Source organism: Pseudomonas sp. MWU13-2105, from assembly GCF_023242315.1.
Lineage (GTDB): Bacteria > Pseudomonadota > Gammaproteobacteria > Pseudomonadales > Pseudomonadaceae > Aquipseudomonas.
The window spans coordinates 252,828-274,200 of record NZ_JALLIY010000010.1 but is presented as its reverse complement, the minus strand read 5'-3'; the positions used below and the strand labels follow the sequence as shown (position 1 = coordinate 274,200).

The following is a 21,373-nucleotide window of genomic DNA, read 5'->3' as shown; positions in this document are numbered from 1 at the left end:
TAAACACCCTTAAGGGTGATATACTCGACAAGCATTAAACACATTTGAACGGTTTTGAACTATGCCCGGTATTCGCACCGCCGCACAAGCCAAGGCTTGGCTGGAACACCAAGGAAAATCGGTTCAGGAGTTTGCGCGAGAACATGGCGTCGACCCGGCAACCACCTATCAAGTGCTCGCTGGGCGAAAAAAGGGACGGCGTGGCGAAGCCCATAAGGTCGCGGTCCTGCTGGGCATGAAGGATGGAATTATCCCATCCGGCACCGACAAGCCGAGTGAGTAATTCCCGGCGTTAATAGGGCCAAGTATGCACTTCGTGCAGCGATTTATAGGACAATTCTCAAAGTATTGTCAGTTATTGCCAGATAGCGTTTTTAAAGTAGCGAGACTCATACGCAAAAAGCACTCGTCCTCACCGACCACGGCCAAGCCCTGACGCAGATACAGCCGCTGGGCGGGGTTGCTCTTGAACACGGTCAGGCGTAACTCCTGGCGCCCCTCCCTGAAGGCGATTTCCCGTGCCTGTCCGATCAGCCAGCCGCCCAGCCCCTGGCCTCGACCTGCCTCGACCAACTGCAACTCGCGAATGTACAGCGCCCTGGCATCGCGACTGAAACTGACAAAACCCAGCACCTGTTCGCCATCACACAACAGCTCGTTCTGCCGCCCGGCCCAGGCCTGGTCAAAAGCCTCATCCAGCCAGAGCAGGCCGTACTCACAGTAGTAAGCCATCATATTCTGGCGGGTGAGCTCCCGAGCGAACGCCAAGTCAGCGTTCAGCGCTGGGCGAAAACGCCAGCAGCCGTTCACAAGCCCGTCACCGACATCACCTCCCCAGACCATTGACCGGCGACGCGACGCCCGATCACCAACACATCGCCCGCACCTTCAGCCACCACCACCCGTTGCCCGCCGGCCGCCCACAGCGCACTGCGCCCCGCCGACTGCCAGCCTCCTGTCATACCGCCATGGTTGGCCATCAGCACCGCCATGCCGTGATCCCGAGCATAGCCCTGCAACAAGGCCGTATCGGGTCCATAACCGTTTTCAGTAATCAACACACTGGAGGCATAAAGGTTAGCCTCAGATTGCGCTGCCCGTAGCGGATGACTGGCGTGGGAAAAGTCAGCGCAAACCGCCAGAGCAATACGCTCATCGGCGATTGTCAATGGCTCGCCGCCGTTTCCGGGGCTAAACGCGACTTCTTCACCGTCGTGCAGATGCTGCTTGCTGTACACCTGCAAGGAACCGTCGGCGCCGAATGTCAGCGCTCCGATCAGCACCGGACCGTTGGCGGACAGATGTATCGGCATGCCCACCACGGTCACCTGCTTCAATTCCCGGGCCAGCTCGCGCAGCGGCGCCAGTACCGGGTCGTCCGGAGTAATCGCCAAGCCGGCCGCGAGGCCGCGTTCATAGCCAGTCAATGACAACTCGGGGAACAGCAGGAACTCCACGCCCTGCTCCGCGGCCTGCTGCATGAACGCCACGTGTCGGCCGATATTGGCCTGCAGGTCTCCGGCAATCGAGACGGCTTGGGCAGCGGCAAGGCTAAACACGCTCATGATTCAGTCCTAAGAATTCGTTCGGAAATATCTGTCGAGTGTGTCATAAACCCCTAACGCATTTAAGCGATAGAACCTACTCACCAGCCCTCATAGAATTTTCTGATTGAACAGGGCGATCGCGCTCTAGTAAGCTCGGCGACATTCACACGGAGTTGCACCATGCACCTGACTCAATCCCCGCTTTGCCACACCGCCAGCGCTTCGCGCTCGGTCGCGGCTGCCCGGATGAAGACGGTCGGCGCCCGCGCGAGCTTTTATTTTGGGTATTGGTTTAGCCACTGGCGCGCCTGATACCCAACCGGCGCCCACTGAATACAGGGGTCGCCTACCAGAGAATTCTCAACCCCCGGTCGGCCTCCCGACCGGGGGTTTTGTTTTTTCAGGCCCCAACATTTTGCAACCGACTTTTTAAATCAAGGAATACCGACATGAACCACAGCCTCTATTACCGCAACGACATCACCGGCGCCTGGCGATTTAGCAAGCTCCGCTCGGGACAGCACGCCGCCTCCGAACGGTCACGCACAGGTGGCACGCACATGCTCACAGCCAGTCCGGCTGATTGTCGAACACCCCAGTAGGGCCGCGCGCGGGAAGCACCCGCCGCCAGCCCAGGAAGCCCGAACATGAATTCTTCTCTCTCCGCCCTGCCGTCCTCCGCCCTGTCCTCGGCCAACGAGCCATTGACCCAGCGCCTGCCCAGCACCTTGCAACTCAAGCAGCACCTGCCCCTCAATGCCAGCCTCGGCGAACAGGTCGAGCGCCACCGCCGTGCCGTGCGCGCCATCCTCAACGGTGAAGACCCGCGCCTGCTGGTGATTGTCGGCCCTTGCTCGATCCATGATCCGCAATCGGCCCTGGAATACGCCGGCCGCCTGGCCGAACTGGCGGCCGAGGTCAGCGACCAGATGCTCCTGGTGATGCGCGCCTACATCGAGAAACCGCGGACCACGGTGGGCTGGAAAGGCCTGGCCTACGACCCGCACCTGGATGGCAGCGACGACATGGCCGGCGGCCTGGCCCTGTCCCGCGAACTGATGCGCGAGATGCTGCGCCTGGGCCTGCCGATTGCCAGCGAACTGCTGCAACCCATGGCGGCCGGTTATATCGATGACCTGCTGAGCTGGGGCGCGATTGGCGCGCGGACCACGGAATCGCAGATCCACCGGGAAATGGCCAGCGGCCTGCCGATGCCGGTGGGGTTCAAGAACGGCACCGACGGCAGTGTCGGCATCGCCGCGGATGCCATGCGTTCGGCAGCCCACGCCCATCGGCATTTCGGCGTCGACAGCCAGGGCCACCCGGCGATCATCCAGACCCCGGGCAACCCGGACACCCATCTGGTGCTGCGCGGCGGCCATCGCGGGCCGAACTACGATGCGCACAGCGTGGCCCAGGTGCGCGCCGGCCTGGCCAAACAGTCGATTGCAGCGCGGATCATGGTCGATTGCAGCCACGCCAACAGCGGCAAGGACCCGTTGCGCCAGCCGGCGGTGTTCGCCGATGTGCTGGAGCAGCGCCTGCGGGGTGATCGTTCGTTGGTCGGGATGATGCTGGAGAGTCATCTGTTCGAAGGTTGCCAGGCGCTGGGCGCGAACTTGCGCTATGGCGTTTCGATCACCGATGGCTGCCTCGGCTGGGAGGCGACCGAAGAATTGCTGCGCGAGGCGGCTAGGCAACTGCGTAAGCAGCCGGTGGCGGAAATGGTCGGCGCCTGAAGAAACCTTGTGGCGAGCGGGCTTGCCCGCGCTGGGCTGCGAAGCGGCCCTGAAACCTGCGAATTCGGAACATCAGGTCGACCGAGGCGACCGTTTTTGCGACTGCTTCGCAGCCGAGCGCGGGCAAGCCCGCTCGCCACAAAACTGCGCTCGGCTTTAAAATAATGGGGCAAGCCCGCTCGCCACAGATCCGATACACCGCGTCGCCAGGAACTTTTGCCGGGAAAATCCGGCCTGATTCCGGTAATCTCGACACTTTCTAGAAAGGAGTATCACCCCATGGCCAAAGCCACTGCCCGTCACATCCTGGTTGCCAGCGAAGCCAAGTGCAACGAACTCAAAGCCCAGATCGAAGGCGGCGCCGATTTCGCCGAGATCGCCAAAGCCAACTCCACCTGCCCGTCCAGCCGCGACGGCGGCAACCTGGGCTCGTTCGGCCCGGGCCAGATGGTCAAGGAATTCGACAGCGTGGTCTTCAGCGCCCCGGTCAATACCGTACAAGGCCCGGTGAAAACCCAGTTCGGCTACCACCTGCTGGAAGTGACCAGTCGCCAGGACTGATCCGGTCCCCGTGGCGAGAGGGCTTGCCCTAATGCCGATCAGTTAAGGGAAATGGGATATTGAAACACGCCACGTCACTGTGAGAGCGGTGCTTGCCCGCGAAGCTTTTAGCGGTCTCAAGGGCCTCTTCGCGAGCAAGCTCTGCTCCCACTGGGACCGCGTTCAGCCTCAACTGATCAGCATCAGGGCTTGCCCCCTCGCTATATTGAATGATCTTCCTGATACTCCGAACCGGCTTCTAAGGCTGAAGATGCGACTGGCCCTATCCCTGCTACTCACCGCCCTGAGCCTTTTTCCCGGCCTGTCCGCCAACGCCGCCCCCGCGCAGCACGCGTTGACCGTCTACGGCGAGCCCGCCAAGTACCCCGCCGGCTTCAGCCACTTCAACTATGCCAACCCGCGCGCCCCCAAAGGCGGCAGCCTGCGGCGCTCGGCCATCGAGATCGGCCAGTTCGACCATATCCTGCCGTATGTCGACAAAGGCACCGGCGTCACCCAGATCGACGGCTGGATCTACTCGCCACTGGCCGTGCGCTCCCTGGACGAGCCCTACACCGTCTATGGCCTGGTGGCGGAAAAAATGCAGCGAGGCGATGACGGACTGTCCCTGCGTTTCTACTTGAACCCCAAGGCCCGCTTCGCCGACGGCACGCCGATCACCGCCGAAGACGTGCGCTACACCTACAACCTGCTGATGACCCAGGGCAGCCTCAGCTACCGCATGCAGTTCGAAGCGGTGAAAGACGTCGAGGTCGAGTCGCCGACCCAGGTCCGATTCGACTTCAAGAACAACGACAACCGCTCATTGCCACTGGATATCGCCAGCCTGCCGATACTACCGGAGCATTGGTGGAAGACCCGCGATTTCGCCGACGGCGGCGGTTACGAAGCCCCGCTGGGCAGCGGCCCCTACCGGGTGAGCAAGGTCGACTCGGGACGCAGCATCACCTTCAGCCGCAACCCCGACTGGTGGGCCAAGGACCTGCCGGTGAGCCGCGGCCTGTACAACTTCGACCGCGTCACCATCGAGTTTTTCGGCGACACCGACGTCGCCCGCCAGGTCCTGCGTGGCGGCGCCTATGACTACAACCGCGAATTCTCCGCCACCGGCTACTCCATCGGCTACGACAGCCCGGCCCTCACCGATGGCCGCCTGCAAAAGGCCCACCTGGCGCAGGAGGCGCCGCAATCCGCCCAGGGCTACCTGTTCAACCTGCAAAAGCCGCTGTTCCAGGACCGTCGCGTGCGCCAGGCCCTGGCCATGCTCTGGGACTTCGAATGGAGCAACCGGCAGATGATGCGCAACATGTACATCCGCCAGCAGAGCTTCTTCTCCAACACCGCCCTGGCCGCGCGGCAGTTGCCCGACCAGGCGGAACTGGCGATCCTCGAACCGCTGCGCGGACAGATTCCCGACGAAGTCTTCACCAAGGTCTTCGAAGCACCGAAAACCGATGCCAGCGGCAACCTGCGGGACAAGCAACTGCAGGCCCTGGCCCTGCTGGAACAAGCCGGCTGGAAACCCGACGGCGACCGCCTGGTGAACGCCCAGGGCGAACCACTGAGTTTCACCTTCCTCAATGCCCAGAACGGCATGGAACGGCTGCTGCTGCCCTTCAAGCGCAACCTGGCGCAGATCGGCATCCGCATGGACATCCGTCGCATCGACGCCTCGCAGTATGTCAACCGCCTCAAGGCCCGCGACTATGACATGATCGTCAGCGGCTACCCGGTCACCACCTCGCCGGGCATCGAGCTGTACAACTACTTCGGTTCCGCGGCGGCCAACGATCCTGGTTCGAGCAATTTCATGGTGCTGAAAAACCCTGCCGTGGACACTTTGATCAACGGCCTGATCAAGGCCGACAGCCAAGCGCGGATGCTCAGCTACGCCCACGCCCTGGACCGGGTACTGCAATGGAACTACTACTGGATTCCCAACTATTACCCGCCGGGCACCTCGACGGTCTGGTGGAACCGCTTCGGTCTCCCCAGGGAGCAGGCCAGCAATGACCCCGCCGTCGAGACCTGGTGGGAAGTCAGCCCGATCCCGCTGACCAACGAACAGATGACCGCCGAGCTGATCAAGCGCGGCAGTTCCGGAGGACAGCACTGATGCTGGCGTATACCCTGCGACGACTGCTGCTGATCATCCCGACGCTGCTGATGATCCTGCTGGTCAACTTCGTCATCGTCCAGGCCGCCCCCGGCGGCCCGGTGGAACAGGCCATCGCCCGCTTGCAGGGCATCGGCGGCGGCGGCGCCCTTGGCGGAGGCGGCGACACGCTACAAGGCGCCTCGCGGGCCAGCCGTGGCCTGGACCCCAAGCTGATCGCCGACATCGAGCGCCAATACGGTTTCGACAAACCGGCCCCCGAGCGCTTCTGGCTGATGCTCAAGCACTACGCCAGCCTGGACTTCGGCAAGAGTTTCTTTCGTGGCGCCGAGGTCACCGACCTGATCCTGGACAAGATGCCGGTGACCATTTCCCTCGGGCTCTGGGCCACGCTGATCACCTATCTGGTGTCGATCCCCCTGGGCATCCGCAAGGCGACCCACAACGGCAGCCGCTTCGATGTCTGGAGCAGCACCGCCATCGTCATCGGCTACGCCATGCCGGCGTTCCTGTTCGCCATGCTGCTGATCGTGGCGTTCGCCGGCGGCACCTCGCTGAACTGGTTCCCGGTGCGCGGGCTGGTCTCGGAAAATTTCGAGCAACTCTCGACCCTGGGCAAGATCGCCGACTACTTCTGGCACCTGGTGCTGCCGGTGACCTCGCTGGTGATCGGCGGCTTCGCCACCCTGACCATGCTCACCAAGAACTCCTTCCTCAATGAAATCACCCGCCAGTACGTGGTCACGGCCCGGGCCAAGGGCATGAGCGAACGCCGGGTGCTCTACGGCCATGTGTTTCGCAATGCCATGCTGCTGGTGGTCTCGGGCATACCCCAGGCCTTTATCAGCGTGTTCTTCGCCGGCTCCCTGCTGATCGAGGTGATTTTCTCCCTCGACGGCCTCGGCCGCCTGAGCTACGAAGCCGCGGTGTCGCGGGACTATCCGGTGGTATTCGGTTCACTGTTCATCTTCACCCTGTTCGGCCTGCTGATAAAACTTATCGGCGACCTCTGCTACACCCTGGTCGACCCGCGTATCGACTTCGCTTCGAGGAGTGCCTGATGCTCAGACTCTCGCCCGTGAGCCGGCGCCGCTTCGACCGCTTCAAGGCCAATCGGCGCGGCTGGTGGTCGCTGTGGCTGTTTGTCGGATTGTTCGCCCTGAGCCTTTGCGGCGAATTGATCGCCAACGACAAGCCGTTGGTGCTCAGCTACCAGGGCTCGCTGTATTTCCCGGTGTTCAAACGCTACACCGAACAGGAATTCGGCGGCCAACTGCCCTTCCAGGCCGACTACCGCAGCGACTACGTGCGCCAGCTGATCACCAAGGATGGCGGTTGGATGCTGTTCCCGCCGATCCCGTTCGGGGCCGATACGCCCAACTATGACCTGAACAAACCGGCCCCCAGCCCGCCGACCGGGGTGAACTGGCTGGGCACTGACGACCAGGCCCGGGACGTACTGGCGCGGGTGATCTTCGGCGCCCGGGTGTCGATTCTCTTCGCCCTCGCCCTGACCGCCGTCAGCGCCGTGGTCGGCGTCGCCGCCGGCGCCCTGCAGGGTTACTACGGCGGTTGGGTCGACCTGCTCGGCCAGCGCCTGCTGGAGGTGTGGTCCGGTCTGCCGGTGCTGTACCTGCTGATCATCCTGTCCGGCTTCGTCGAACCGAACTTCTGGTGGCTACTGGGGATCATGGCGCTGTTCTCCTGGCTGGCCCTGGTGGATGTGGTGCGCGCCGAATTCCTCCGTGGCCGCAACCTGGAGTACGTCAAGGCGGCCCGGGCCCTGGGCCTGAGCGACCGCAAGATCATCCTGCGGCATATCCTGCCCAATGCCATGAACGCCACCCTGACCTACCTGCCGTTCATTCTCACCGGGGCCATTTCGACCCTGACGGCCCTGGATTTCCTCGGCTTCGGCATGCCCGCCGGCAGCGCCTCCCTGGGCGAGTTGATCGGCCAGGGCAAACAGAACCTGCAAGCACCCTGGCTGGGCTTCACCGCCTTCTTCACCCTGGCGCTGATCCTCTCGCTGCTGGTGTTTATCGGCGAGGCGCTACGCGATGCCTTCGACCCCCGCTCATGAACCAGGCGCCCGCGATGACCGACAACCTGATTGAAATCCGCCATCTCAACGTCGCCTTCAACGGCCAGCCGGCGGTGCGCGACCTGTGCCTGGATATCCGCCCCGGCGAGTGCCTGGCGCTGGTGGGCGAGTCCGGTTCGGGCAAGTCGGTCACCGCGCACTCGATCCTGCAACTTTTGCCGCGCAGCGGCTGCCAGTCCAGCGGCAGCGTGCGTTATCGCGGCCAGGAACTGCTGGGCGCCGATGACAGCACCTTGCGCAGCCTGCGTGGCGATCGGATCGCGATGATCTTCCAGGAGCCGATGACCTCCCTCAACCCGCTGCACAGTGTGGAAAAGCAGATCGGCGAAACCCTGATGCTGCACAAGGGCCTTGGCGGCAAGGCGGCCCAGGCGCGGATTATCGAGCTGCTGGAAATGGTCGGTTTGCAGAATCCCCGGGAGCGCCTCAAGGCCTATCCCCATCAACTCTCCGGCGGGCAACGCCAGCGGGTGATGATTGCCATGGCCCTGGCCTGCGAGCCACAGCTGCTGATTGCCGACGAACCGACCACCGCCCTCGACGTCACGGTGCAGCGCAAGATCCTCGCGTTGCTCAGGTCGCTGCAACAACGCCTGGGCATGTCGCTGCTGCTGATCAGCCATGATCTGAACCTGGTGCGCAGCATCGCCCAGCGGGTCTGCGTGATGAAGGCCGGGGAGATTGTCGAACAGGCGGACTGCGAAACGCTGTTCCAGCATCCCACCCATCCCTACAGCCATCTGTTGCTCGACGCCGAACCGGCGGGCAAGCCGCTGCCCTTGGACGATCGCGAGGTGGTGTTGCAGGTCGAGGACATGCAGGTGCGCTTCCAGATCGCCGGCGGGCTGTTCCAGCACAAGGAATACCTGCGTGCCGTGGATGGCATCAGCCTCAGCGTGCAGCGCGGCAAGACCCTGGGCATTGTCGGCGAATCCGGCTCCGGCAAGTCCACCCTTGGCCAAGCGATCCTGCGCCTGCTGGATTCCAAGGGCAGCATCCGCTTCCAGGGCCAGGCCCTCGACGGCCTCAACCAGAAACAGCTGAGGCCCTGGCGCAAGCAGATGCAGGTGGTGTTCCAGGACCCGTTCGGCAGCCTCAGCCCACGCATGTCGGTGGCGCAGATCATCAGCGAAGGCCTGGAGGTGCACTGCGCCAACCCCCCCGCCGAATGCGAAGCCCAGGTGATTCGCGTGCTGGAGGAGGTCGGCCTCGACCCACAAAGCCGCCACCGCTACCCCCACGAATTTTCCGGTGGCCAGCGCCAGCGCATTGCCATTGCCCGCGCCCTGGTACTCAAGCCGGCGCTGATCCTGCTCGACGAACCGACCTCGGCGCTGGATCGCACGGTGCAGAAACAGGTGGTCGCCCTGCTCCGCGACCTCCAGGAAAAATACGGCCTGACCTACCTGTTCATCAGCCACGACCTGTCGGTGGTGCGCGCCCTGGCCCATGACCTGATCGTGATCAAGGACGGCCAGGTGGTCGAGCGCGGCGCCACCTGCGCGGTGTTCGACGCCCCACAGCATCCCTATACTCGCGAACTGCTCGCCGCCACCCGGCCAGTCCCGAGCTGATCGATCGCCGCCTTGCCGGCAATGGACGAACCTGCCATGACCGATACCGAAAGCCTCAAGGACTACCAGCGGGTTCGCCTGCTGGCGATTCGTTCGCTGTTCGAAATCATCGAGCAATCCAGCGAGGGCACGGTGATCGTCGACCGTGACGCGAATATCGTCTGGATGAATGAACGCTATGCCCGGCGCTTTGGCCTGGCCAATGCCGGCGAAGCCATCGGCCGCGCTTGCGAGAGCGTGATTCCCGGCAGCCTGTTGCGCCAAGTGGTACGTACCGGCCATCCGATCCTGCTGGATGTGCAGGACACGCCCAAGGAACCCCTGGTGGTCATGCGTCTGCCAATCCACGACGCCGCCGGGGCAGTCATCGGCGCCATCGGTTTCGCCCTGTTCGACGAGTTGCGCAGCCTGTCGCCGCTGCTCAAGCGCTACCAGGGCATGCAGGCCGAGCTGGCCTCGACCCGCTCGCTGCTGCGCTCGCGGCAGACCAAATACAACTTCGCGCATTTTATCGGCACCAGCGCCGCCAGCCTGGAAGTCAAGCGCCGAGCCCGGCGTGGCGCCAGCAGCGACTCACCGGTCCTGCTGCTGGGGGAAACCGGCACCGGCAAGGAACTGCTTGCCCAAGCCATTCACAGCGCCTCGCCACGGGCGCACAAGGCCTTTGTCAGCATCAACAGCGCGGCAATTCCGGAGACCTTGCTGGAGGCCGAGTTCTTCGGCACCGCGCCGGGAGCCTTTACCGGCGCGGATCGCAAGGGCCGCCCCGGCAAGCTGCAGATCGCCCAGGGCGGTACGCTGTTTCTCGATGAGATCGGCGATATGCCGCTGCCCCTGCAAAGCAAGTTGCTGCGGGTGTTGCAGGAGAAGGAGTTCGAGCCGGTGGGCTCCAACGAGGTGCTGCGCAGCGATGTGCGAGTGATCGCCGCCACCTCCACCGACCTGGAGGCGGCGATCCAGCGCGGCGAGTTTCGCGCGGATCTGTATTACCGACTCAATGTCCTGCCGATTCAGGTGCCACCCCTACGCGAGCGCCTGGAGGATCTACCGGCATTGAGCGAAGCGATTCTCGAAGAGCTGCGCAGCCATCATGAACTGGCGAGCGAAGCCCTGGAGCTGCTGGGCCGGCATGCCTGGCCGGGGAATGTCCGCGAGTTGCGCAATGTGCTGGAACGGGCGGCGCTGTTGAGCGATGCGCAGGTGTTGAGTGCGGCGGATATTCGCGGGGCGATCGGTACGTTCAGGCCGTTGGAACGGCCGTCGGCGCGGGCCCTGGAGCCGCAGGGCAACGAGACGTTCAGCGCGGCCCGGGAGCGTTTTGATCGGCAATTGATTGAAACGACCTTGGCACAGTGTGCGGGGAAAGTGGAAGACGCCGCACACCGGCTGGGCTTGGGCAGATCGACCTTGTACAAGAAAATGCTTGCCCTGGGCCTCTCACAATCTCAATAGCGAGACACAACTCTCGAAAATGAGACAACCTCCTGTGGGAGCGGAGCTTGCCCGCGAAGAACGATAACGCGGTCTTCCTGCAGCACCGCGTCGCCTGCATTCGCGGGCAAACTCCACTCCCACAGGAAGTCGGGGTGACTGACAACGGGACACCCTCATGATCGTACCTCAAGCCATACCGTCTCACTTCAGAGACAAACTTATGAGCCATCGTCATAAAAAACAATAAAACCCTTTAATTTCAATGACTTGAATAAATGGCACAAAACTCGCAAACCCTACTGGAGATTCAGACCTAACCTACAAAAATAACAATTTTGGAGACACACCATGAGTGTGATCATCGCCCTCGCGGCGCTGGCGTTGCTGATGCTGGCCGCCTACCGTGGCTACAGCGTCATCCTGTTTGCCCCCATCGCCGCCCTCGGCGCCGTGCTGCTCACCGACCCTTCCGCCGTCGCCCCCGCCTTCACCGGGGTGTTCATGGAAAAAATGGTCGGTTTCGTCAAACTCTACTTCCCGGTCTTCCTGCTCGGCGCCGTATTCGGCAAGCTGATCGAGCTGTCCGGTTTCTCGCGTTCGATTGTCGCCGCCGCCATCCGCCTGTTCGGCACCCGCCAGGCGATGCTGGTGATCGTGCTGGTCTGCGCGCTGCTCACCTACGGCGGCGTCTCGCTGTTTGTGGTGGTGTTCGCGGTCTACCCCTTCGCCGCCGAGATGTTCCGCCAGAGCAACATCCCCAAGCGCTTGATCCCGGCGACCATTGCCCTTGGCGCATTTTCCTTCACCATGGATGCCCTGCCCGGCACGCCGCAGATCCAGAACATCATTCCCAGCACCTTCTTCAACACCACCGCCTGGGCCGCGCCCTGGCTGGGGCTGATCGGCACGATCTTCGTGTTCTGCGCCGGCATGCTGTTCCTGCAGCGCCAGCGCAACAAGGCCCAGCGCGCCGGCGAAGGCTATGGCACGGAGCTGCGCAACGAACCGGAAACCGCCGAGGATATCCAGCTGCCCAATCCCTGGGTCGCCCTCTCGCCGCTGTTGCTGGTGGGTATCATGAACCTGCTGTTCACCCAGTGGATTCCGCTCTGGTACGGCAAGACCCACACCCTCAGCCTGGCGGGCATGGCCACGCCGGTACAGACCGACATCGCCAAGCTGACCGCCATCTGGGCGGTACAGGCCGCGCTGCTGGTGGGCATCATCATGGTCTTGGTCTTCGGCTTCCGGGCCATACGCGGCAAACTCGCCGAAGGCAGCAAGAGCGCGGTGGGCGGTGCCCTGCTGGCGGCGATGAATACCGCCTCTGAATACGGTTTCGGCGCGGTCATCGCCTCGCTGCCGGGCTTCCTGGTGCTGGCCGACTGGCTCAAGAGCATTCCCAATCCGCTGGTCAACGAGGCCATCACCGTCACCCTGCTGGCGGGGATCACCGGTTCGGCTTCCGGCGGCATGAGCATCGCCCTGGCGGCGATGTCCGACAGCTTCATCAGCGCCGCCCACGCTGCGAATATCCCGCTGGAAGTGCTGCACCGGGTCGCGGCCATGGCCAGCGGCGGCATGGACACCCTGCCCCATAACGGCGCGGTCATCACCCTGCTGGCCGTCACCGGGCTGACCCACCGGGAAGCCTACAAGGATATTTTCTGTATTACCCTGATCAAGACCGTGGCGGTCTTCGTGGTAATCGCAACCTTCTATGCCACCGGCATCGTCTGAGGAATCGACTATGAGTCTCAAAGGTAAAACCGCCCTGGTCACCGGCTCCACCAGCGGTATCGGCCTGGGCATCGCCCTGGGCCTGGCCCGGGCCGGCGCCAACGTGGTGCTCAACGGCTTTGGTGATGCCGCCGCGGTGATCGCCGAGGTCGAACAGTTTGGCGCTCGGGTCGGCCATCACCCGGCCGATGTCAGCGACCCGGCGCAGATCGCCGAGATGTTCGCCTACGCCGAGCGCAAGTTCGGCGGCGTGGATATCCTGGTCAACAATGCCGGGATCCAGCATGTCGCCAGCGTGGAAGACTTCCCGGTGGAACGCTGGGACGCGATTATTGCCATCAACCTGTCGTCGGTATTCCACAGCACGCGCCTGGCGCTGCCGGCGATGCGCAACAAGGGCTGGGGTCGAATCGTCAATATTGCCTCGGTGCACGGCCAGGTCGGTTCCGTGGGCAAGGCCGCCTATGTCGCGGCCAAACACGGGGTAATCGGCCTGACCAAGGTGGTGGGCCTGGAAACCGCCACCAGCAATGTCACCTGCAATGCCATCTGTCCGGGCTGGGTGCTCACCCCGCTGGTGCAGAAACAGATCGACGACCGTGCCGCCGGTGGGGTTGACCCGCAACAGGCACAGCACGACCTGCTGGCGGAGAAACAGCCGTCGCTGGAGTTCGTCACCCCGGCGCACCTCGGCGAACTGGTACTGTTCCTCTGCAGCGAGGCCGGTAGCCAGGTGCGTGGCGCGGCGTGGAATATCGATGGGGGTTGGTTGGCACAATAGTTGATTGCCTGACATCGGATCTCGAAAACACCACCACACCTGCAGGAGCCGGCTTGTCGGCGGTGAGGCCAGTGAATCCAGCATTGAATTCGAGGGCGCCATCGCCGGCAAGCCGGCTCCCACAGGGTTGCGGGTGTCAGTTGTGTGCAGTCAAAGAAAAACAACAAAGGAAAGACCATGACCGAAGTCCTCTGGCGCCCCGACGCCGAGCGTGTCAGCAAGACCCGGATCGAAGCGTTCCGGCGCTTCATCAATCATCGTCACGACCTGCAACTGGACGACTACCCCGCCCTGCACCGCTTCAGCATCGAGCGGCGGGAGGACTTCTGGCAGGCCATCGTCGATTTCTTCGACGTCGAATTCCATACCCCGGCCAGCGCGGTACTGCGCGAAGGCCCGCAGATGCCCAGCGCCCACTGGTTCCCGGGCGCCACCCTGAACTTTGCCGAACACCTGCTGCGCCGCCGTGACGATCACCTGGCGGTGGTCGCCGTCAGCGAAGACGGGCGCCGCGAAACCCTGAGCCACAGCGAACTCGCGGCCCAGGTCGCGGGCCTGCAAAAAAGCCTGCGGGCCGCCGGTGTCGGCCTCGGCGACCGTGTCGCGGCCTGCCTGCCCAACACCTGGCAAACCCTGGTGGGCATGCTCGCCACCACCAGCCTCGGCGCCATCTGGTCGTGCTCCTCGCCGGACTTCGGCACCCAGGGCGTGATCGACCGCTTCGGCCAGATCGAACCCAAGGTCCTGATCACCTGCGCCGGCTACCGCTACGCCGGCAAGCTGATCGACCAGACCAGCAAACTCAACGAAATCCTCGAACGCCTGCCCGGTTTGCAGCAACTGCTGATCGTGCCTTACGCCCGTCCCGAGGCGCGCGTCGAGGACTTTCACACCCAGGCCCAGGTGGCATTGTGGAACGACTTCTACCAGGCCGGCGGCGAGCCCGAATTCACCCCGGTGCCGTTCGCCCACCCGCTGTACATTCTCTATTCCAGCGGCACCACCGGGGTGCCCAAGTGCATTGTCCACAGCACCGGCGGGGTCCTGCTACAACACCTCAAGGAACACGGCCTGCATGTCGACCTGGGGCGCGACGACTGCCTGTTCTACTACACCACCTGCGGCTGGATGATGTGGAACTGGCTGGTCTCGGGCCTGGCGGTCGGCGCCAGCCTGGTGCTCTACGACGGCTCGCCATTTCATCCCGGCCCGCAACGCCTGCTGGACCTGATCGACAGCGAGCGCATCAGCGCCTTCGGCACCAGCCCCAAGTACCTGGCAGCCCTGGAAGACGCCGGGCTCGAGCCGCGCCAGAGCCATCGGCTGGACAGCCTGAAAACCCTGCTGTGCACCGGTTCGCCGCTGTCGCCACAGAGCTACGACTACGTCTACCGCCAGATCAAGGACGAGGTCTGCCTGACCTCCATGTCCGGCGGCACCGATATCGTTTCCTGTTTCGTCAGCGGCAATCCGGTGCTGCCGGTGGTGCGCGGCCGGATGCAGTGCAAGAGCCTGGGCATGGCGGTGGAAGTCTGGGATGACAACGCGCAAGCCGTGCTTGAAACCAAAGGCGAACTGGTCTGCACCCGGCACTTTCCGGCGATGCCGGTGGGGTTATGGAACGACCCGCAAGGGGAAAAGCTCAAGGCCTCCTATTTCAGCCAGTTTCCCGGGGTCTGGGCCCAGGGCGACTACGCCGAGGAATTCGCCGACGGCACCCTGATGATCCACGGTCGCTCCGATGCCGTGCTCAACCCCGGCGGGGTACGCATCGGCACGGCGGAAATCTATCGGCAGGTGGAAAAGCTCGAACAGGTGTTGGAGAGCATCGCCATCGGCCAGCAATGGCAGAGCGATGTGCGGGTGGTGTTGTTCGTCCGCCTGCGCGACGGTGTCGAACTGGATGAGGCGCTGGAGCAGCAGATCCGCCAGGTGATCCGTGCCAACACCACGCCTCGTCATGTACCGGCGAAGATCCTTGCGGTCACGGACATCCCGCGCACCCTCAGCGGCAAGATCGTCGAGCTCGCGGTACGTAATGTGGTGCACGGACAGACAGTGAAAAACACCGATGCCCTGGCCAATCCCGAGGCACTGGAACAGTTCAGGGACAGACCGCAGTTGCGTGACTGACACCATGGCTCCGCCCCGGCGTCAGCAGGACATTGCAGCCCGACGGTCATCCCCGATAACGCAGCACCACCGCCCTGAAACTGCCGAACAATGAATGGCCGGCCAGCAGGATTCGTCCATCGTTTTGCAGGGCCAGGGCGGTGGCGGTATCCAGGCTGCGGCCCAGGCTGCTGCGCACCCAGCCGCGCCTGCTGGCGAAGTCCCGGTCCAACTGCCCATCGGCCAGGTAACGTGCCAGTATCAGATCCGAGCCGAAGCCCATCACCGTCGAACCCGCCTCGCCGGCCGAGCTGAGCCGATAGCCTCGCAGTTCCTCCAGCATCATGAGCGGGTCCTCCTGGGATTGGCGCCTTTGCCTGCCATGCCGGCTGGCAGGGCTGCCGGGTATTGAAGCGCTCATTCCCGCGCCCCAGAACTGTCAGAAATGACAGTTCTGGCACTTTTCCGAGCCAGAACACCGACTTTGCGATCCTTCTGCCTTTCCCGGGCCATTCAAGGCGTTTTCACGGCCACCACAGGCTAGGCGGCAGCCTGTTGCGAGCGGCGCGCCGACAAGGTCACCGCGCGCACCGAAGCTCCCGCCTCAAGTCCCAGTTGCGCGGCGGTCCGTGCCTCGACCACCAGGGTTCCGGCAGCGACCCGGGCCGGCGCGGCCGCAATCCGGCACTCGGCGAACTGGCGATTGTGGATCAGGTAAGGCTCGGCGTGATCTCCCGGCGTACCGATACTCAGCACCAGCACCTGGCTGTCCCGCACGGCGCGAATCTCATCGGTGGCACACTCGATCAATGGCCCGCCGTCAAAGATGTCGACATAGTCCTTGAAGCCGAATCCTTCTGCCTTGAGCATGCCCAGCGCCGGTTCGGTATTCGGATGGACCCGGCCGATCACCGCCTGCGCGGCTTTCGGCAGCAGGCAGGTGGGCAGCGGAAACTTGGGCATCAGTTCGGCGATAAAGGTCTTGTTGCCCTGGCCGGTGAGGAAGTCGGCAGCGGCGAAATCCATCTTGAAGAAATGTCGCCCCAGACCTTCCCAGAACGGCGAAATACCCTGCTCGTCGGAGTAGCCGCGCATCTCGGCGATCACCTTGTCACCGAAGCATTCACGGAATTCGGCGAGAAACAAAAAACGCGCCTTGGACAACAGTCGACCGTTCAGGCCTTCGCGCTGATCGGCCGCCAGGAACAGCGAGCAGAGCTCGGAATGACCGGTCATGTCGTTGCCCAGGAACAGGGTCGGCAGATGCTGGTTGATCGAAAGGTTTTTCGACGCCGCCACCAACAGGCCGACCCGGTAGTTGTACCAGGGCTCGCGCAGGCCGACCGCGCCGGCCAGGGCGCAGATGCCCACGACTTCGCCTTCGCTGGTTTCAAGGACGAACAGGTAGTCGGCGTCACCCCGCTCGGCGATGCCGGCGAAAGTCTTTTGCGCCCACTCCAGGCGATGTTGCAGGCGCTGCGGGTCGGCGGGCAGCGTGGTCAGGCCGGCGCCGGCGCTTTGTGCCAGGGACAACAGGGCCGCGAGGTCGGACAAACGGGCGGGACGAACAATCATCGGGCGCACTCCACGGTGGTGGGATGTTTGGGCAGGAACACCTCAGCCAGCATGCAACGGGCACTGCCGCCGCCGATGCGCTCGATGGTATCGATCTTCACCGGCAAGGGCGTGGCATAGTGTTCGACCTGTCGTCGCTGCCCGGCATCGAGCGCCGCCCAGGCGGTGCGCGACATCACCAGCAGCGGTTCGCCCCGGCGGTTGTGCACTTCCAGCATATTGCCGGCGAAAGACTCCAGCTGGCCCCAGTCCAGGGTGAGGATTTCCTTGCCACTGGACTCCAGGCGCTGACGCAGGCCGTCGCGTTCGGCCGGGTCGCTGACGGCCTGCAGGCAGGCCACGGCCAGGCGCCGGCCGACGCTCATCATCACGTTGGTGTGGTAGATCGGCACCCCGCCGCGGTCCACGGCATTGAACGCACAGAGTTGGTAGCCCAAGTGATCGAGCACCGGCTGCAAGGCCGCGGCATGGGTGCGGGTGGAATAGCCGGCGTAACAGATCCGCTGCTCACGGTCGAAGACCATGCTGCCGGTGCCTTCGAGAAACAGGCCCTGGGCTTCCAGGCCGGAAAAGTCCACGCAGTGCGACACCTGGTGCTGTTCACGCAGCCAGTCGAGCACCCCCTTGTTGCGCTCCAGGCGCCGGTTATGCCCCTGCATCGGATAGATCACCAGGGTGCCATCGGGATGGCTGCTCCAGCAATTGTTGGGAAAAATCGAATCCGGGGTATGCGGCAAGGCGCGGTCGTGGTGTACCAGGACCTCGACGTCATGGCCGCGCAAGGCCGCGACATACTGGTCGAATTCCTCGAGGGCCTGCTGCTGGACGTTTTCGTCGGCCAGGGCTTGCTGCTGGAAACGGTTGTTGGCGGCGGTGTCGGGATTGAAGGCGAAGCTCGCCGGACGAACCATCAATACGGTGTGGGTGGTTTGCATGGGCACGAATTCAATGAGGGGTTGAGGTGCTCATTGTCTGTTCGAGGCGGGGAAAAACCCGGTTGATAAGCCGGCGGCGAAGGCTGGAAACGGCTGAAAGATTTGCGTGGTGCAGCAGAATCGGCGAGGCCTGGATATTGAATATATTGACCTGGCCAATAGCGTCTTTCCCCTTGAGCCGCAACGACGGTCAACACAGCTAACTGTAGGAGCTGGCTTGCCAGCGATGGGGCCTTTGAGCCTGGCACTGCCCATCCGGACGCCATCGCCGGCAAGCCGGCTCCCACCCTGGCAGGCCCGCTATTCCATCGAGGTCTTGACCATGGCCAGCTCGGGGTGGCTGACCAGTTTGTCGATATGCAGCTCCGGGTCATCCAGCCAGGTTTCCGTCAGGACCCGGTAATGCTCCATGTCGCGGCAACGCATGCGCAGGCTGTAATCGAATGCGCCGCTGATCAGGCGGCACTCCAGCACCTGCGGGCAGGCCCGGGTCTTGGCCTCGAAGGCCTTCTGCGCCGCTCGCCCGCTCTGGTTCGACAGCGCCACCAGCACCAGCAACGACAAACCCGGCGAAAGTTTCTTCTCGTCGACAATCGCCCCGTAGCCGCGGATCACGCCCAACTGTTCCAGCTTGCGCACCCGTTCCAGGCAAGGCCGGGGGGTCAGGTGCACACGCTCGGAGAGCTTCTGGTAAGTAATACGCCCGTCGTGGCGCAGCACCTCGATAATTGCCTGGTCGATGCGATCCAGGACGATCGACAGGTCACGAATATCCGCCATGAATGGCTTGCCTCACTTCAAACGGCCAGAAAGAAACTGTTGCAAACGCTCGCTTTGCGGATGGTCGAGCATCTCGGCAGTACCCTGCTCTTCGACCCGGCCCTGATGGAGGAACAACACCTGGCTGGAAACCTGCCGGGCAAACCCCATCTCGTGCGTTACCATGAGCATTGTACGACCTTCCTCGGCCAGCGCCTGGATCACTTTCAAGACCTCGCCCACCAGTTCCGGATCGAGCGCCGAGGTCGGTTCGTCAAACAGCAGGATCTGCGGCTCCATGGCCAGGGCCCGGGCAATCGCCACGCGCTGCTGCTGGCCACCGGAGAGAAACGCCGGATGCTGCCCGGCCACCCGCTGCGGCAAGCCGACCTTGTCGAGATAGGCGCGGGCCCGCTCCTCGGCGTCCTTGCGCGCCACGCCCAGCACCCGGCACGGCGCCATGACAATGTTCTCGAGCACCGTCAGATGGCTCCACAGGTTGAAATGCTGGAAGACCATGGCCAGGCGGGTGCGCAGACGCTGCAACTGCGCCGGACTGGTGACCTTCATCCCGCCCGGGGCCGGATGGGTGGCGATCAGTTCGCCGTCCAGCTCGATGCGACCTTCGTCGGCCCGTTCGAGGAAATTGATGCAGCGCAGCATGGTGCTTTTGCCCGAGCCGCTGGCGCCGATCATGCTTACCACATCGCCGGAGCGGGCCTGCAGCGATACGCCCTTGAGGACTTCGTTATCGCCGAAGCGCTTGTAGAGGTTTTCGATATTCAATTTGTACATGAAAGCTCCCGGGGCATGCCCTGGAAAAATGGGAGAAACACGGGCCCTGTAGGAGCAGAGCTTGCTCGCGAAGGGGCCCTCAAGATCGCCAAAATGCTTCGCGGGCAAGCCCTGCTCCTACAGGTTTCACGGTATCTCTGAGGTTGATTGGGCTCAGTGCGCCGGGCCGAGGAAGCTCAGCCAGCGCCGTTCCGCCAGCCGGAACACGCCGACCAGGCCGAAGGACAGGCCCAGGTAGAGCAACCCGGCAATGCCGAAGGCCTGGAAAGTCATGAAGGTCGCGGAGTTGGCATCCCGGGCGACCTTGAGGATGTCCGGGATGGTGGCGGTGAAGGCCACCGAGGTGGCATGCAACATCAGGATCACTTCGTTGCTGTAGTACGGCAGTGCCCGGCGCAATGCCGAGGGCAGGATCAAGCGCACGGCCAGGCGCCAGCCACTCAGGCCATAGGCATGGGCCGCCTCGATTTCACCGTAGGGAATGCTGCGAATCGCCCCGGCGAAAATCTCCACGGTGTAGGCACAGGTGTTGAGCACGAACGCCAGCAAGGTGCAGTTCATCGCGTCGCGGAAGAAGGCTTCCAGCAAGGGCTGCTCACGCACCACCGCCATGCCGTAGATGCCGCTGTAGCAGATCAACAACTGGATATAGAGCGGTGTGCCGCGAAAAACATAGGTAAAGAGCTGCACCGGCCAGCGCAACAGCAGATTGCGCGACACCCGCAACAGCGCCAATGGCAGCGACAGGACAAACCCGATGCCGATGCTTGCGCACAATAGCCAGAGGGTCATGGCCAGGCCGGTCAGGCTCTCGCCGTCAGTGAACAGGAAGGGTTGCCAGTATTCCCGGAACAACTCGATCATCGCGCCGACTCCCGCACACCGAGGTTGAAACGCCGCTCCAGGCAACGCAACAGGTAGTTCGAGGCACTGGTGATCAGCAAGTAGAGCAACGCCGCCAGCACCAGGAAATACATCATGTTGAAGGTACTTTTACCGGCGTCCTGGGCAACCTTGACCAGATCGGCGAGGCCGATGATCGACACCAGCGCCGTGGCCTTGAGCAATACCAGCCAGTTATTGCCCAGGCTCGGCAAGGCGAAGCGCATCATCTGCGGGAAGACCACGCAGCGGAACCGCTGCCAGGCGCTCAGCCCATAGGCGGTGGCGGCCTCGGTCTGGCCATGCGGAATGCTCAGGATGGCGCCACGGAAGGTCTCGGTGAAATACGCGCCGTAGATGAACCCCAGGGTCACCACCCCCGCCACGAAGGGATCGATTTCCATATAGGGCCAGTCCATGGCCTCGGTCAGATGACTGAGCCAGCCTTGCAGGCTGTAGAAAATCAGCAGCATCAGCACCAGGTCCGGAATACCGCGAATGAGCGTGGTATAGAGGGTCGCCGGCAGATTGAACAGCCGCAGCGGCGAAAGCCTGGCCGTGGCGCCAAGCAAGCCCAGGGCCATGCTCACTAGCAGCGACAACGCCGAGAGCTTGGCGGTGACCCACACCCCATGCAGCAGCAGTGGGCCATAGCCCTGCAAGCCGGCAGCAGCCAGGCCGAAGAATTCTAGAAAGGTCGTCACATCGATCACCCGTCT

At 63.2% G+C, this 21,373-nt stretch carries 20 protein-coding genes; 11 read left to right on the top strand and 9 right to left on the bottom strand.

Going from position 1 to position 21,373, the window contains the following annotated elements; translation table 11 throughout:
- Nucleotides 1-61: 61 nt before the first annotated feature.
- Nucleotides 62-283, top strand: coding sequence for a DNA-binding protein (locus M5B96_RS16900; RefSeq protein WP_248797876.1), 222 nt, complete (start codon nucleotides 62-64; stop codon nucleotides 281-283).
- A gap of 68 nt (nucleotides 284-351) precedes the next feature.
- On the opposite strand, the gene M5B96_RS16895 is transcribed toward M5B96_RS16900, so the two are convergent.
- Both M5B96_RS16895 and M5B96_RS16890 read right to left on the bottom strand, forming a co-directional pair.
- Nucleotides 352-843 (bottom strand): GNAT family N-acetyltransferase, encoded by a 492-nt coding sequence (locus M5B96_RS16895; protein ID WP_263859596.1) that lies wholly within the window; start codon nucleotides 841-843, stop codon nucleotides 352-354.
- Entirely contained in the window at nucleotides 807-1,565 is a 759-nt protein-coding gene (locus tag M5B96_RS16890; protein WP_248797874.1) for a carbon-nitrogen hydrolase family protein, read from the bottom strand. The genes M5B96_RS16895 and M5B96_RS16890 overlap by 37 nt, the downstream gene beginning before the upstream one ends.
- Before the next feature lie 629 nt (nucleotides 1,566-2,194).
- Here M5B96_RS16890 and M5B96_RS16885 point away from each other — a divergent pair.
- The 10 genes from M5B96_RS16885 to M5B96_RS16840 all read left to right on the top strand — a co-directional run bounded on the left by M5B96_RS16885 (nucleotide 2,195) and on the right by M5B96_RS16840 (nucleotide 15,729).
- Nucleotides 2,195-3,286: a 3-deoxy-7-phosphoheptulonate synthase gene (locus tag M5B96_RS16885; protein WP_248797873.1), complete on the top strand. Its 1,092-nt coding sequence runs from the start codon at nucleotides 2,195-2,197 to the stop codon at nucleotides 3,284-3,286.
- Between the two features lie 279 nt (nucleotides 3,287-3,565).
- Entirely contained in the window at nucleotides 3,566-3,847 is a 282-nt protein-coding gene (locus tag M5B96_RS16880) for a peptidylprolyl isomerase (RefSeq protein WP_248797872.1), read from the top strand.
- 250 nt (nucleotides 3,848-4,097) lie between these two features.
- Nucleotides 4,098-5,963 (top strand): extracellular solute-binding protein, encoded by a 1,866-nt coding sequence (locus M5B96_RS16875; RefSeq protein WP_248797871.1) that lies wholly within the window; start codon nucleotides 4,098-4,100, stop codon nucleotides 5,961-5,963.
- Nucleotides 5,963-7,024, top strand: a complete 1,062-nt coding sequence (locus tag M5B96_RS16870; RefSeq protein ID WP_248797870.1) for a microcin C ABC transporter permease YejB — start codon at nucleotides 5,963-5,965, stop codon at nucleotides 7,022-7,024. Before M5B96_RS16875 ends, M5B96_RS16870 begins: the two co-directional genes overlap by 1 nt.
- The gene (locus M5B96_RS16865) at nucleotides 7,024-8,046 is read left to right on the top strand and encodes an ABC transporter permease (RefSeq protein ID WP_248797869.1); all 1,023 of its coding nucleotides are present in this window, start codon (nucleotides 7,024-7,026) and stop codon (nucleotides 8,044-8,046) included. Before M5B96_RS16870 ends, M5B96_RS16865 begins: the two co-directional genes overlap by 1 nt.
- A gap of 14 nt (nucleotides 8,047-8,060) precedes the next feature.
- Complete coding sequence (locus M5B96_RS16860; protein WP_248797868.1) at nucleotides 8,061-9,641, top strand: ABC transporter ATP-binding protein; 1,581 nt, start codon at nucleotides 8,061-8,063, stop codon at nucleotides 9,639-9,641.
- Between the two features lie 36 nt (nucleotides 9,642-9,677).
- On the top strand, nucleotides 9,678-11,093 hold the full coding sequence (locus M5B96_RS16855) for a sigma-54 interaction domain-containing protein (protein WP_248797867.1): 1,416 nt from the start codon (nucleotides 9,678-9,680) through the stop codon (nucleotides 11,091-11,093).
- A 330-nt stretch (nucleotides 11,094-11,423) separates the two neighbouring features.
- The gene (locus M5B96_RS16850) at nucleotides 11,424-12,815 is read left to right on the top strand and encodes a GntP family permease (RefSeq protein ID WP_248797866.1); all 1,392 of its coding nucleotides are present in this window, start codon (nucleotides 11,424-11,426) and stop codon (nucleotides 12,813-12,815) included.
- A gap of 10 nt (nucleotides 12,816-12,825) precedes the next feature.
- On the top strand, nucleotides 12,826-13,596 hold the full coding sequence (gene hbdH, locus M5B96_RS16845; protein ID WP_248797865.1) for a 3-hydroxybutyrate dehydrogenase: 771 nt from the start codon (nucleotides 12,826-12,828) through the stop codon (nucleotides 13,594-13,596).
- Nucleotides 13,597-13,773: 177 nt separating this feature from the next.
- Complete coding sequence (locus tag M5B96_RS16840; protein WP_248797864.1) at nucleotides 13,774-15,729, top strand: acetoacetate--CoA ligase; 1,956 nt, start codon at nucleotides 13,774-13,776, stop codon at nucleotides 15,727-15,729.
- A gap of 46 nt (nucleotides 15,730-15,775) precedes the next feature.
- On the opposite strand, the gene M5B96_RS16835 is transcribed toward M5B96_RS16840, so the two are convergent.
- The 7 genes from M5B96_RS16835 to M5B96_RS16805 all read right to left on the bottom strand — a co-directional run bounded on the left by M5B96_RS16835 (nucleotide 15,776) and on the right by M5B96_RS16805 (nucleotide 21,358).
- Nucleotides 15,776-16,054, bottom strand: a complete 279-nt coding sequence (locus M5B96_RS16835) for a hypothetical protein (RefSeq protein ID WP_248797863.1) — start codon at nucleotides 16,052-16,054, stop codon at nucleotides 15,776-15,778.
- A gap of 194 nt (nucleotides 16,055-16,248) precedes the next feature.
- Nucleotides 16,249-17,283, bottom strand: a complete 1,035-nt coding sequence (gene astA, locus M5B96_RS16830) for an arginine N-succinyltransferase (protein WP_248797862.1) — start codon at nucleotides 17,281-17,283, stop codon at nucleotides 16,249-16,251.
- A complete protein-coding gene (gene ctlX / locus M5B96_RS16825) occupies nucleotides 17,280-18,218 on the bottom strand; it encodes a citrulline utilization hydrolase CtlX (protein ID WP_248797861.1) in 939 nt (312 codons plus the stop codon). Before ctlX ends, astA begins: the two co-directional genes overlap by 4 nt.
- Before the next feature lie 300 nt (nucleotides 18,219-18,518).
- Nucleotides 18,519-18,998 (bottom strand): Lrp/AsnC family transcriptional regulator, encoded by a 480-nt coding sequence (locus M5B96_RS16820; protein ID WP_248797860.1) that lies wholly within the window; start codon nucleotides 18,996-18,998, stop codon nucleotides 18,519-18,521.
- Between the two features lie 12 nt (nucleotides 18,999-19,010).
- On the bottom strand, nucleotides 19,011-19,772 hold the full coding sequence (locus M5B96_RS16815; protein ID WP_248797859.1) for an ABC transporter ATP-binding protein: 762 nt from the start codon (nucleotides 19,770-19,772) through the stop codon (nucleotides 19,011-19,013).
- A gap of 153 nt (nucleotides 19,773-19,925) precedes the next feature.
- Nucleotides 19,926-20,636 (bottom strand): ABC transporter permease, encoded by a 711-nt coding sequence (locus M5B96_RS16810; protein WP_248797858.1) that lies wholly within the window; start codon nucleotides 20,634-20,636, stop codon nucleotides 19,926-19,928.
- Nucleotides 20,633-21,358, bottom strand: a complete 726-nt coding sequence (locus M5B96_RS16805; protein WP_248797857.1) for an ABC transporter permease — start codon at nucleotides 21,356-21,358, stop codon at nucleotides 20,633-20,635. The genes M5B96_RS16810 and M5B96_RS16805 overlap by 4 nt, the downstream gene beginning before the upstream one ends.
- Nucleotides 21,359-21,373 lie beyond the last annotated feature (15 nt).